This is a genomic window from Pusillimonas sp. (genome assembly GCF_029263785.1).
Lineage (GTDB): Bacteria > Pseudomonadota > Gammaproteobacteria > Burkholderiales > Burkholderiaceae_B > Pusillimonas.
Window position 1 is genome coordinate 1 of record NZ_JAJUFE010000061.1, and the last position, 13,986, is coordinate 13,986.

At 58.7% G+C, this 13,986-nt stretch carries 8 protein-coding genes and 1 pseudogene; 7 read left to right on the forward strand and 2 right to left on the reverse strand.

Features of this window, described 5'->3' with window-relative positions:
* A pseudogene (locus Q1J88_RS12930) lies at positions 1-138 on the reverse strand (branched-chain amino acid ABC transporter permease); the annotation flags it as partial.
* Between Q1J88_RS12930 and Q1J88_RS11510 the strand changes: the two are divergent.
* From Q1J88_RS11510 to Q1J88_RS11540, 7 genes are all read left to right on the forward strand, one after another.
* Complete coding sequence (locus tag Q1J88_RS11510; protein ID WP_366902736.1) at positions 92-313, forward strand: RidA family protein; 222 nt, start codon at positions 92-94, stop codon at positions 311-313. The pseudogene Q1J88_RS12930 and the gene Q1J88_RS11510 sit on opposite strands and share 47 nt — an antisense overlap.
* Positions 314-315: 2 nt before the next feature.
* Positions 316-1,098, forward strand: a complete 783-nt coding sequence (locus Q1J88_RS11515; protein WP_301117852.1) for a fumarylacetoacetate hydrolase family protein — start codon at positions 316-318, stop codon at positions 1,096-1,098.
* Positions 1,099-1,411: 313 nt separating this feature from the next.
* Complete coding sequence (locus Q1J88_RS11520) at positions 1,412-2,242, forward strand: formate/nitrite transporter family protein (protein WP_301117853.1); 831 nt, start codon at positions 1,412-1,414, stop codon at positions 2,240-2,242.
* 20 nt (positions 2,243-2,262) lie between these two features.
* Positions 2,263-4,824: a nitrite reductase large subunit NirB gene (gene nirB, locus Q1J88_RS11525; protein ID WP_301117854.1), complete on the forward strand. Its 2,562-nt coding sequence runs from the start codon at positions 2,263-2,265 to the stop codon at positions 4,822-4,824.
* A gap of 11 nt (positions 4,825-4,835) precedes the next feature.
* Positions 4,836-5,222, forward strand: a complete 387-nt coding sequence (gene nirD / locus Q1J88_RS11530) for a nitrite reductase small subunit NirD (RefSeq protein WP_301117855.1) — start codon at positions 4,836-4,838, stop codon at positions 5,220-5,222.
* Positions 5,209-6,054: a uroporphyrinogen-III C-methyltransferase gene (cobA, locus tag Q1J88_RS11535; RefSeq protein WP_301117856.1), complete on the forward strand. Its 846-nt coding sequence runs from the start codon at positions 5,209-5,211 to the stop codon at positions 6,052-6,054. The genes nirD and cobA overlap by 14 nt, the downstream gene beginning before the upstream one ends.
* A complete protein-coding gene (locus Q1J88_RS11540) occupies positions 6,042-7,028 on the forward strand; it encodes an NAD(P)-dependent oxidoreductase (protein ID WP_301117857.1) in 987 nt (328 codons plus the stop codon). The genes cobA and Q1J88_RS11540 overlap by 13 nt, the downstream gene beginning before the upstream one ends.
* Positions 7,029-7,078: 50 nt before the next feature.
* Here the strand turns inward: Q1J88_RS11540 and Q1J88_RS11545 are convergent, their stop codons facing one another.
* Positions 7,079-13,795: an autotransporter outer membrane beta-barrel domain-containing protein gene (locus tag Q1J88_RS11545; RefSeq protein WP_301117858.1), complete on the reverse strand. Its 6,717-nt coding sequence runs from the start codon at positions 13,793-13,795 to the stop codon at positions 7,079-7,081.
* Positions 13,796-13,986 lie beyond the last annotated feature (191 nt).

The following is a 13,986-nucleotide window of genomic DNA, read 5'->3' on the forward strand; positions in this document are numbered from 1 at the left end:
GGGCGTGATGATGACCACATCCATGAAGTACAGGCCGGAAGCTAGCCCGGTCAAGGCTGCACTAACCAGAAACACGACCGACTTGATCTTGTTGACATCGACTCCGCTGGATCGTGCGGCGTCTTCGTCATCACGCACTGCCGCCCGAATCTTCTGTGCGGATGCCGATGGTGCCGCCGCCGTGAACGAGGCATGGGAAGAGGTCTTCGCCGAAATCGAACCGCCGGCCAGAACTTTCGTAACTGTCAGCGCATTACCACTTGGTGCTGCTGTCGAGATCGAGTTTCAGCTGTTGCTAACGAAAGCCGAGTGAATATGACTCTTACCGTCCAGGAAATCAACCATTGGGCAAGAGTACTCCTTGAGGCGGAGCGTAGCTGCCGGCCAGTAAACCCAATATCAACGCAGCTCCCGTCACTTAGCGAAGCCGATGCATACCAAATTGCATCGGCCAGACTAAAACTACGAAACCAGATAGTGACCGGTTATAAGTTGGGCTATACCAGCGAAGCGATGCGGCGACAGATGAACATCGGCTCGCCCAACTTCGGCGTGCTGACGAACGACATGTTCGTCAGCAATTCAGTCCTTGAATTTGACGAACTCATTCATCCCTTGGTCGAGCCTGAAATCGCTGTTCGATTCCAGGGCGATCTTCCACCTTTGCCCATTTACGACGCTGAGTTGTTATGGGCGGCCGAACCCGAGTTCATGCTGGCCATAGAGGTTTGCGATACACGTTATGTCAGCTACGAGTTTTCGGCCTCCGACAATATCGCAGACAACAGTTCGGCCTCGCGCTATGTACTGGGTGCTCCATTTCCCGTCACACAGCTTTCGGATCTTGCAGACATCCAAGTGGAGCTATGGATCTCTGGGAAACTGCAAGAAGAAGGAAAAAGTGGAAACGCAATGGGAAACCCGTTGACCGCCGTCGCGTGGTTGGCCAACCGCTTGCGGATGGATAATAAAGCGCTCAAGGCGGGTGACGTGATTCTCACCGGCGGCCTTACCAAAGGACATTTGGTTGCTCAAGGTCAGTCGGTAACGGTAAAGAGCAATCGAGATATCCCTCAAGTAATGGCGCGCTTCGTTTGATGCTGCGGGAACACCAAGGCACGACGTACGCCCCTTGCCAGACCATTAACCTTCGTATTTTTCGACTGGCCCGCGAACTTATCGCGGCGCAAAACCATGGTTCGGTCTGGTGCAAATCGCACTGCATTTGTGCGAAAACAGATACGCGAGGCGCGTGACTCGGCGGCTAAACGCCTCGAATCGCACCCCATTACGCTGCCCCCGCTATAGGGACAAACCAGAGGGCAATACCAAGAGTTCCTTAATTGGCACAGTTGTTGCGTTATGTCTGATGTGGCCGACATCGTTCGGCAGGAAGACATAGGGCACGCACATGTACAGAACCACTATCGACGGTTTCGTCGCCGCCGGGAATTCGAAGCTTGCTCAACTGCGTACCGCCCCTTCGGCGTTCTTCGTGGCTTGCATGCTGGCCGGCGCCTATGTGGGCGTTGCCATTCTATTGATCTTCACCTTGGGCGCCCAGGTGCCGCTGGAACTACAAAAACTGCTCATGGGCGGCGCGTTCGGGCTGGCTTTGATCTTGGTCGTCATCGCCGGTGCCGAGCTCTTTACAGGACACACGATGGTGATGTCGTTGCGCCGCTATACGGGCCAAGGTAGCTGGAGCGAGGCGGCAGGCTTGATGATGGTCAGTTGGATTGGCAATTTTTGTGGTGCCGCCGTCTTGGTTGGACTGTTCGTCATGGCTGGAGGGGGCGGCCTGATCGCCGATGAACACAACTTGGTCATGACAGCCGCCGCTGCCAAAATGAACGCCGATGCCAGCAGCCTGTTCGCTCGTGCCATCCTGTGCAATTGGCTTGTCTGCCTGGCACTGTGGATGTCTGCACGAGTGTCTTCTGACAGCGCGCGCTGCATCGTCATTGCCTGGTGCCTGCTGGCATTCATCGCCTGCGGCTTCGAACACTGCGTTGCCAACATGACTCTGCTTCTTCTTGCCTTGGCGGGTTCGCACCCGGAAACAGTGAGTATGGCGGGCCTGGCATGGAATCTAAGCTGGGTGACCTTGGGGAACCTTGTCGGCGGGGCGGTCTTCGTTGCAGGCTCCTACTGGGCCGCCAGCGCAATGAAAAAGACCGACGCCAAGTCTGACGCCCCCGCCGAGGCTAGGGCTTCGGCCACAGCAACACCCCGTTCTTGACCCTGACGCGAGTGACGCTTATGACACACCACCACTCTCCCGAAAAGAATCTCCACGACTCGGCACCCAAGCTTATTGTGATCGGCCACGGCATGGTCGGCCATCGTCTGCTTGAAGAGTTGAGCAGCCAGGAGTGTGCGTACGACATTACCGTGTTCTGCGAAGAACCTGTTCTGGCATATGACCGGATCCAGCTAAGTCAGTGCTTTGACGGCGCCCCGGCGATTCCATTGAGCAGTGAAGCCTTTTTCGCGCAACACGGCATCAGGGTTCTGCGCGGTCAGCCTGCCGCGGGCATCGATCGCATCAACCGCCGGGTCTTCAGCGCAGACGGCGAGGCCTACCCATTCGACAAGCTGGTTATCGCTACCGGGGCCGTTCCGTACATTCCGCCTACACAAGGTTACGACCAGCTCCACTGCCTCTCTTATCGCACGTTACGGGACGTGGACACCATCAAGGAAAGCGCCCGCGACAGTCGCAGTGGCGTAGTCATCGGAGGCGGCCTGCTCGGCCTCGAAGCCGCCGGAGCGTTAATGAAGCTCAGACTGGCAACTCACATCGTTGAGTACTCGTCCCACCTGATGCCCATGCAACTCGACAGGGAAGGCGGCCGAGTGCTCCGCGACAAGATCGAATCCATGGGTATCAAGGTTCACACGTCGCGAAAGACCGAAGCCATTGAGCCCGGCGAACACTACCGCTATTGCCTGCGCTTTGCAGATGGCGAAACACTTGAAACGGATATGGTGGTGTTCTCGGCCGGGATTCGCCCCGCTGACAATCTGGCCAATATCTGCGGACTGAACGTGGGCGAACGCGGCGGAGTGGCCATCAACAACCATTGCCAAAGTTCCGATCCCGATATCTATGCCATTGGTGACGCAGCAAGCTGGCAGAACCAGACATTCGGATTGGTGGCGCCGGGTTATGAAATGGCACGCGTTTGCGCTGCGCACCTGATGGGCCGCAGCGAGCCCCAGTTTCTCGGTTCAAGCCCCTCTACCAAGCTTAAGCTCCTTGGTGTGGACGTGGCGTCAATTGGCGACGCACATGGCAAGACGGCTGACAGCATCAGCTGTCTGGTTAACGACACGCTGACAGGCGAATATCGCAAGCTGATTATCGACAAGACCGGCAAACAGTTGCTGGGCGCCGTCCTGGTGGGAGACACCACCAGCTTTGGCCTACTGGATCAGTACTTCAGCAACAAGCTCCCCCTGCCAGACCAGCCCGCCACGCTCATCGCCCCGCAAGCGGGCAACGCGCCAGCAATAAGCTTCGATTCTCTGCCTGCCGGAGCCATCATTTGCTCGTGTAACAACGTCAGCAAAGGAACCTTATGTGACGCCATTGCTGCCGGGTGCACGTCGATCGGCGACCTCAAATCCAGGACCAGGGCTGGCACGACTTGCGGTGGATGTGGGCCGTTGGTAAAGCAGGTTCTGGACAGCGAGCTCACGCGGCTGGGAATAGAGGTAGACCGAAGCCTGTGCGAACATTTCGCCTACAGCCGTCAAGAGCTTTTCCACTTGGTGCAAATACAGGGCATACGCGATTTCCCCACACTTCTCGAACGACATGGCAAAGGACTGGGCTGCGATATCTGCAAGCCGGCCGCCGCATCCATTTTCGCTTCATGCTGGAATGACTATGTCTTATCGCCAGCTAACGCCCCATTGCAAGACAGCAACGATGCCTTTTTGGCGAACCTGCAGAAAGACGGCACCTACTCGGTCGTGCCCCGTATTCCAGGCGGCGAAATTACGCCCGAGAAACTCATCGTCATTGGCGAGGTAGCGCGCAAGTACTCGCTCTACACGAAAATCACCGGTGGGCAACGCATTGATTTATTCGGCGCTCGTCTGGAGCAGCTGCCGATGATCTGGCAAGAACTGGTGGATGCCGGTTTCGAATCGGGTCACGCCTATGGCAAGGCTTTGCGGACGGCGAAGTCGTGTGTAGGCAGCACGTGGTGCCGCTTTGGAGTCCAAGACTCGGTAAGCATGGCGATCCGCCTTGAGGAACGTTACCGGGGCCTTCGCGCACCGCACAAGCTGAAGATGGCGGTATCCGGATGCACACGTGAATGCGCAGAAGCGCAGAGCAAGGACGTCGGCGTCATTGCCACGGAAAACGGCTGGAATCTGTATGTATGCGGCAATGGTGGAATGAAACCCCGTCACGCCGAACTGTTCGCCACCGATCTTGATGACGCAGGCCTGATTCAAACCATCGATCGATTTCTGATGTTCTATATCCGGACCGCAGATCGACTTCAGCGCACCGCCACGTGGCGCGAAGGACTGGAGGGCGGCCTGGATTACCTGAAGCAAGTGATATTGGAAGACAGCCTGGGAATCGGGAAGGAACTCGAAGCACAGATGCAAGCCCTGGTAGACGTTTACGAATGCGAATGGGCCAGAACACTCAAGGATGAGCAGGCCTTACGTCGCTTCCGACCTTCTGTGAATGATGATCGACCCGACGAACACATCGTTCATGTCATGGAGCGAGGCCAGCCGCGACCCGCCACCGTGGCCGAGCGCGCTGCAGCCGAAACCGCCGCACTTACCGGTTAAGGAAAATGAACATGAGAGCGACTACACAATTAAAACCCACTGACGATTGGCACAAAGTCTGCCATATCGACCAGCTGATTCCTGGCATGGGCATCGTCGCGCGCGTCAATGGTCGGCAACTGGCGATATTCAAGACTGAGCAGGGAATTTTCGCCCTGGACAATGTCGATCCATTTTGCCGTGCAGCCGTTCTGTCTCGCGGCATAGTCGGCGATCTGAATGGCCGGCTGGTCGTGGCTTCACCGATGTACAAGCAACACTTTTGCCTGCGAACAGGCCTCTGCGTCGAAGACGACACAGTCTCTGTTCAAAGCTGGCGCATACGCCAGGATCCCGACGGCATGCTCTATGCACGCCCTCACCTGGCATTGGAGGTAGGCCCTTATGCTGTCGCCTGATAACTCATTGTCTTATCCACTCAATGTATTCGCAAAGCCGAACACGGACACTGCTTCGGAGTGGGGTCGGGTCTGGCTTGTTGGTGCCGGCCCAGGTGATCCAGAACTGATCACTGTCGCCGGACTGAAGCTGATCAAAAATGCCGATGTCGTGGTATACGACCGCTTGGGAGCGCCTGCGCTGCTGAGCGAATGCCGGCCCGACGCCATCAAGGTCAACGTCGGAAAATCATCCGGCCGTCACGCCATGGCCCAACCCGGCATCAACGCCTTGATGGCACAGCACGCCATGGCTGGTCGTAACGTCGTACGACTGAAAGGCGGCGACCCTTTCATTTTCGGCCGCGGTGGTGAAGAAATGGTGATGCTGCGCAGCCTTGGAATCCAGGTGGACATCGTTCCCGGTGTGACAGCCGCAAGTGCCTGCGCTGCCGCGACCGGAATTCCTCTTACCCATCGCGGACTGGCTTCAGAAGTTTCACTCATTACTGCACACCATCGCGAGAACGGCCCCGGCTGCGATTGGGCAAAACTCGCCGGTCAGCGTGACCGAACACTCGTGTTTTATATGGGCTTGTCACAAGCCCAAGAGATATCCGAAGGCCTTGTGCGTAACGGTCTCCCATCGACAACGCCGGTTGCCCTGATCTCCAATGGAGGCACAGCAGACCAGCGCACGGTTCGATGCACGCTTGAGACCCTGCCCTGGGCCGCTCTTTCCAACTCAGTGGTTTCTCCGTGCCTGATTGTGGTGGGCGCCGTAGTCAACCTCGCCCATCCTCACAGCGCGGTCCGCTACCGAAGACAGGAGCCTGCGAGATGGGCAGCTTGAATCGACTCTATCCTTTGTTCGCCGACCTCACGGGCCGAAAAGTCATGCTGGTTGGCGGTGGCGCCGTCGCAGAGCGCAAAGCGCGCTTACTACTTGAAAGCAAGGCCGTCCTTTACGTTGGTGCACCCGACCTTACCGACACATTAAGATCGTGGTCCGACGCCGGTCGACTTACCTACGAACAAGGTGAGTTTGAAGAGTCTTGGCTGGACGACGCGTGGTTGGTCATAGCGGCCACAGACAACACTGCACTCAACGCGCGAATCAGGCGTCTGGCCGATCAGCGTCGCATCTTTATAAACGTCGTCGACGACCCCCTGCACTCGTCGTTTCATGTACCTGCTGTCGTTGATCGCTCGCCAGTCCTGATTGCCATATCGTCTGGCGGTGCCGCACCGGTGCTGGCCCGACGTCTGCGCGAACGGATGGAATCGATATTCGATGACGCGCTGGGAAGACTCGGCGTTCTGATGCAGCACTACAGAAAGCCGATTCGCCATGTGTACCCGGACGACGTTGCCCGACGGGAATTCTATGACTGGCTTTGCGACGGGCCAGTACTTGAGTTCTTGCGTCAGGATAATTTCGAACAGGCCGAACTTACGTTGCAAAAAGGCCTGGTGCGTCCGTTATCCATCAAATCGTCCACACTCAGCCTCATTACATCCATCGGCGGTGACCCCTCCAAACTCACGCTCGGAGGACTTCGCACACTTCACCAGGCCGATGCCATTGTTTTTGAAGACGAACAGGCGCAAGCCCTGTTGTCATTGGCACGACGCGATGCGGAGCAGCTGCAGTTGAGCCAGAGCGACACGCAATGTTCAAGTGAACTGGCGAAAGTCCTGGAGGGCCTGAGCAAGCGTCATCGGCATATTTCTGTGCTGAACACCAGCTCGGCAAAGCGATCTCTGTTCAAGCAGACCGCCGCCATGCTTGGACAGTCCGGCCTCAGCTGCCGGGTCGTCCGCTGACGGTTGCCGATAGGTATCGGCCCCGAACCAGAGGTTCGGGACCAACACAATCAGTACCGATACATCAGCTTCAACTGACCGGCATGACTCCGGACCTTGCTTGATGCTTCTCCGTCATACTGCAGCCTGAAATCCAGACCGGACGGCGAGTTGACCGTCAAGCCGATGCCAAATCGTCCAACAACCCTGTCACCGGGCAAAGAAGTGGTGATGCTCGGACCGCCGGCCGGCGCAGCAGCCAGGCGCGCTGTGCTCGTCCAGGTTTCCTTGCTCAGGAACGCTGCCCCTGCATAGGCGAAGGGTCGGAATATGGTTCCGTCGCTTGTGCGCACTTGCCCACCAAATTCCAGCATGGGGGACACAGACATTACAAACTGGTCGCTGCCTTCGACTTGCAATGCCAGTGGGCCGCCGGATTCCGTATAACCCTTCATGCGCGTGTAGAACGCGTCAAGGTCGACGTACGGCTTCAGATACAAGGTCTCGGACAACGCAAACTGACGTGCCGCACGGAACCTGGCTCCTACACTGTAAACATCCGGACTGCCGCTGACACGGTTGTCATATCCGGCGATCGAAAGATTGCGATGCATCCGGTGCGAACCATATCCACCCGCCAGGGTACCCGACAGCAGCCAGGGACCGCTCTCGCGCTTTAGCACAACGCCAAGATAGCCGACGTCCCCGTTCCCCGAAACGCGACCGCTGTTGCCTCGCAGTCGGCTGTCTTGATAGGAAGCCGACGCACCAAGAAACCAACCCGGCTTCACCTCGCGCTGGCCACCAAACTGATAAACCGTACTGTCGAATGAATAGCCCGGCGATCCGTCACCGCCATCGTGATCAGTATGCCGACGGGTTACTTGTCCCCAGAAGCAGTTCCGTTCACGCATCACAGCAGTGCCGTCGCTTAGCGGGCACGACATCATCGTACCCATGAAGTTGCTCATGCCCGCGGACATTTGCCCGGCAGGTGCCAGCGCCGAACCCGGAGCAAGATCCGTAAGACGCTCGCGGTATTCGGACGGGCCGCTCTTCGATGCATTGTTCAACGCTGCAAACAAAGGCCCGAGTTCCAGTGTGCCGCCGCTGTCCCAAATGAATTGCAGATGGTCGGCTACGCCTGCGTGATTACGCTCCAGGCCCTGGCTTGCGGCATTAAAATTAGCGCCCCGTACGAACGCATGATGCGTATTGCCTGCGCGACGCAGATGGAAATCGAAAATTGGCGAATCAATTGCTTCGAGATGACCCGAAAGGTTTCCTTCTACATCCAGGACACGCAGCTCGCGTCGTGGCAAAAGACTGATCGCAGCCAAGTCGAATCCTCCACCAAGCTTAGCGTCACCCTTGACCAGAAGATGGTCCGTACGCAAGCCGCCGAAGTCCATGTCCGCACGCAACACCCCCGAGGCCAGTTGTTCAAAGTCTCCCTCGATTGTCAGCGTTTCGAAACGACCCGTGCGTCCTATCTCCAGGAGACCACCGTTGTGGATGTTTGCCTGATACAGAGTTGCCTCTTTCATGACAGTCTGGTTACCCGCGTACGCATTACAGGGCTTGTCAGTACCGCTGCCGCTGCCACTGGCGTTCTGACACTCGATGTTTCCGCCCATGACCGCGTTTCCGCTAAGGTTGATGTCAAGCGTTGACCCTTGCGCTGTAGTGCCACTACCGTTGTAACGAACTCCCACTCCGTTATCCGATGCCACCACGACACCGTCCTGGCGAATATTTACGGCGTTCTGGAACCCGTCAGCCACCCACACGCTGGCCGCATTACCAGACCCGCCCTGGACTGACCCGTAGAGATCAACATACACATTACCGCCGCCATCGGGCCCAGTACTCTGCGCAAATATGCCGGTAGCACCGGCCCCTGCTGCACGTATGTTTCCGCTGTGGTTTACGGCGACTCGGCCACCACGACCTGAACCACTGTCCCGTCCCGTGGTTCCGGCGAACCCACCGCTGGAGTTACCAGCCAGGCCGCCTCCACCGCCGATGGACTGGGCGACAATGCCAAACGCATTGACCCCGGTCGTCGAGATGTTGGCGTTCGAATTGACAGTAACTGTGCCACCTGTGCCGACGCCTCCGGTTTCACCGCCGCCTATGGTCCAGCCTTGAGGGGACAGTCCCAAATTGACGGAACTGTCGCCCGCCACGCCTCCGCCCCCGCCAATTGACTGTGCCAGCACACCATGCGAGCCGGCCCCGGCTGTGCTGATCTTGCTGCCTGAATTCAATGTCAAGGTCACTGCGCCGCCATCCCCGCCGGCGCCCCCGCGGCCACCCAACCCAACGCTGGTCAGGTTCGCAGCCTTGCCCGCTCCGGCAACGCCACCGCCGCCTCCGATAGACTGCAACAGGAAGCCGTAGGCACGATCGCCTTGCGTCGAAGCACTGGTTCCAAGCTGGATACTGATATTGCCACCGTGATTGCCCGTACCTCCACGGCCCCCAACCGAAAGGGCGACCTGATGAGACGCATCAAGCCGAGAGTCCGAATCGCTGTTGCCGGCACCGCCAATACCTCCGCCGCCGCCCACCGATTGCGCGGCAAACGCCGGGGAATCTGAACCTTCGGTATGAACGCTTAGCCATGAGCCCGTACCATTGGTACTGATATTTCCACCTCTTCCGCTGACGCCACCGCCGCCACCAGCGCCTCCACCAACGGAGATCTCGCCGCTTGCCATATCTGAGCCGTCGCCCCCGTGGCCGCCGCCGCCGCCGATAGACTGCAGCAACACACCATAGGCGCTGTAGCCACTCGTGCCTATATAGTTGTTATGGTTGCCGTCGAAGAACGCGATAATGCTTCCCCCGCTTCCTCCGGTGCCACCGGTTCCGCCAATGGCAACGTTGATCTGCGCCGACTTTTCGCTGCCCGCTGCGGTTGAAGAGCCTCCGGCCCCGCCACCGCCACCGATGGACTGCGCAACAATTCCGTCTGCCCAATCGCCGGCAGTGGCAATCTTCCCGCCAAAGTCGATGTCGATCTGGCCTCCATTGCCCCCGGTTCCACCCTTACCGCCGATATCCACCTCGAAGCCATAGCCCTGGCTTTCGGCATCGCTGACTTTATCGACCAGATCCTGCACCTGACCAACTCGATCGAGTATGGGATGAGAGGATGAGTCTGCACCGATGGAGCCTGCCAGACCACCTCCACCACCGATGGATTGCAGAAGCACGCCATCGGCATCGCCGCCCTGCGTCCGGATGGCACCATCAATTTGAGCCTTGAGGACGCCACCGTGACCTCCCGTCCCGCCGGCCTGTCCGATTCCCAAGGACAGCTTGCCGCCGATGCCCTCGACCGAAGCCCCCAGGCTCATCGTTCCGCCCTGCGACGTGCCGCCGCCGCCACCGATGGACTGCGCCACAAGGCCACGGGAACCTGAACCCAATGTGTGAACAGTATATGTGGGTCCGAGATACAGATCCACTTCGCCACCGTCTCCACCGCCGCCGCCGGAACCACCCAAGCCAATGTTCAGGTCCACCTCGACCATCCCACCGGCAGAATACGAGTCACTGCTGCCGACGCCGCCATTACCGCCGCCTCCGCCGATCGATTGCGCCAGTACACCGTTTGAAAAATCGCCATAGGTGCGGATCGTTGAAGCCGGTGCGAGAACTGCAGCTTCATTGTTCAGGTCAATGGGCAGTTGGATACTTGCCGGCAGGTTCACGTATTCGGTGCTGTCCGTTCCCAACGTGACTACCGCCTTGCCCCCGTGCGAGGCACTCCCGCCGCGACCACCCAAAGACAGGCCTATTTTGCCTGTTAGCGAGTCAGCGTAGCTGATGCCGGTGGACAGGACTGAGGCATCGCCGCCATTGCCGCCACCGCCCCCGATCGATTGCGCGACAGCGGCGTGCGATCCATCGCCAAGCGTCGTGATTGAGCTGTCTTCCAGCAACGTAATTTGCGTGACGCACGACGCGTCACCCGAGGCGCAGGCATGCCCTCCATTGCCACCCTGACCGCCAATGGACGCCTGAAAACTCAGTGACACCGGCGTACCGTCCGGAATAGGGGCTGCCAAAATGAAATTGGTAGCGCTTGCACTTCCTCCATTCCCGCCACCGCCGCCAATGCTTTGCGCCAATATCCCGAAAGAATCGTTGGGCGCGTAGGTATCGGGATTGGCCGTCTTGTAATCCATTCCGGTCGCGATCTGGGAACGGCGCAGCGTGACACTTGTCTTCGCGCCCGTTCCCCCGGCGCCCCCACTGCCGCCAACAACCAGGGCAGAGCTGAACCCGATACTGGCATCGTAGTGGGAGGCATCTCCGCCGTTGCCGCCGCCACCCCCGATGGATTGGGCAAGAATGGCTGCAGAATGTGATCCGCCTGTTCGAATATTCAGGTTCGTATAGTTGATGTCAGTACCATCGCGGCCCGCGTAGCCACCGTTACCGCCGCTTCCGCCAAGCTGCAACGCAACCAGCGATTGCAGCGTAGCGTTGGTCGCGCTACCCCCGGTACCACCGCCGCCCCCGATGTTCTGCGCGATGATTCCTGGAGAATAATCCCCATGAGTGGTCAGAAACATCGGACCGGGAGACATATCCCCGCAAGCGCCGGCATTGCCCAAGCACACCGACCCACCATTGCCGCCGCCTGAGCCGCTACCGCCGATAGCCATCGCGACACCTATGGACGCGGTAAAGGTATCGCCTCCGTTGCCGCCGCCACCGCCAATGGATTGTGCGAGCACACCCGGACTGAACCGGCCCGCTGTGGTGATGGTTCCGATATCCTGGATCGAGACATGGCCACCCTGGCCGCCTGCTGCCCCGTCGCCGCCTACACCCAATATGCCCAGGCTATCGCCACCGCTGCCCCCACCACCGCCTATCGATTGAGCCACGATACCTGCGGCCGCATTTCCAGTCGTGTGAATTTGGCCACCGGCATTCCTGACCTGCACCGAACCGCCTTGAGAAGGAGTCGTGCCTTCTGCGCTTCCCCCAATACTCAGGGCGCCAATGGCGCTGCCGGACGCTCCTCCGCCACCCCCAATGGACTGTGCCGTGACGCCATGCGAACCGTAACCTTGGGTAGAGACGATTCCAGATTGATTAACGGCAACCGCGCCGGCCGCGCCGCCGCCCGCACCATCGCCACCCAGGGCAATTACGCCGCCGACATCGACACCGCCAGCGCCACCACTACCAGCAATGGATTGGGCCAGTACACCGTGAGCGTGAGCACCGGCGGTGGTAATGTTCCCGGCGGAGTCGATGTTTACCGTTGAGGCGTCACCACCACTGCCGCCGTTACCTCCCTGGCCGGCAAGAACCGATACAAACGTACCGCCGGTGCCGCCACCGCCACCGATCGATTGACCCAATATGCCCGCGGAAAAATCTCCGGCGGTCTGGATGCTGCTGCCTGGATCGAGCTTTACCGTAACGCTGGACGCATTTCCACCAAAGCCGGCCCCGCCACCCTGACCCGCGATGGCAGCTGCATCTCCCCCGTCACCGCCCTGACCCCCGACACTTTGGGCAAGAATCCCATACACGCTCGCGCCACGCGTCGTGATGGACGACCCTGTGCCACTTAATTGCACATACACCGGGAAAGCACTACCGCCCTGGCCCCCGGTCTTGTTATTGCTCGGCCCCTTACCCCCGTTTCCGGCCTGGCTCCGCCCGGCGATACCCGCACCTTCTCCGCGGAACGTACCCGCGATATCCACCAGGATTTGGCCGCTAGAGGTCACGGTTATCGGCCCCCCGTTCCCACCGGCACCGCCGGGATCACTATTATCGTGTGATTCTGTCCCGTCGCCAGCGAAGCTTAAGGCATGTATGCCATAAACCTCGTCGCCATCCTGGGCATTCCATGCAACTCTGATATTGCCCGTATTGTCGACCACCACCCTGGACGCATTACCGGCACTACCGTTATTTTCACCCCCCCTACCCCCGTTGGATATGGCTTGTATCCCCGCGCCCTGGGCGAACCCGGTCAGCCGGCTCTGGGTGTCTCCCAGCGAGATGCTGCCGCTATTGGTGACGATGACGTCTCCACCCATGCCACCGGGCCCACCCAACTGGTTACCCAGGACACTACTATTTTGATTACCGCCGGTCGCGCCAGAACTGATGGCCGTGATTCCGTACAAGGGCAAATTACGGGATGTGCCACCAGAATTTGAATAAGGCTGAACCGAACCCCGAATGGTCAATGATCCCGAATTGCTGACGGTCACATTCTGGCCGGCGCCACCGGCACCTCCGCTGGAGTTGTTGTTGTCGTTATCATCGTCGCCGGCACCACCAGTAGAGGTCGCGGAGATCAGGCTCTGGAAATAACCGCTGTGCGTCGTGCCCTCCAACACCAGATTCGCCTGATTCGTAATCTGCACTGAACCACCCTTGCCACCAGTGGCTTCATCCACGCCCTTACCTCCGCGACTGGACCCCATGACGACACCTGGAACGTTGCCGGGCGGAGAATCAGCCAACCAGTCAGCGACATTGACCGTCAGGTTGTTCGTCGACGTAAAGTTCACGGCTTCGCCGTCCTTACCTTGCTTCTGGCTTGAGCTGCCGTCTGTGCCATTTGCGCCCTGACACACCGAATAAAGGCCCTTGGCGTCTGTGTGGTTTTGACAAGTCGCGTGAGCACCCTGGGCGAGAGTTGCTGCATACACGCCCAAGGCAGATACCACTGCCAGCCGCAAGACGCTTGGTCGCAGCGTGGGAATAATTCTTTGCTCGACAAGAAATGGTGTTTGCATGGTCAGCCGTCTCTGTAAGCGCTTGTTACCAACCGCCGGGAACACACAGTGGAGGATCAGATTCACATGTGTCTGAAACCGTACGCATGACAACAAACTAATACGAAAAATTCCACTGAAGTCTGACCGCTGCAATTCGTTCGAGACAACCTTTTTTCGACGAAATCCCCTATTTTTTCGATGAAATTAAC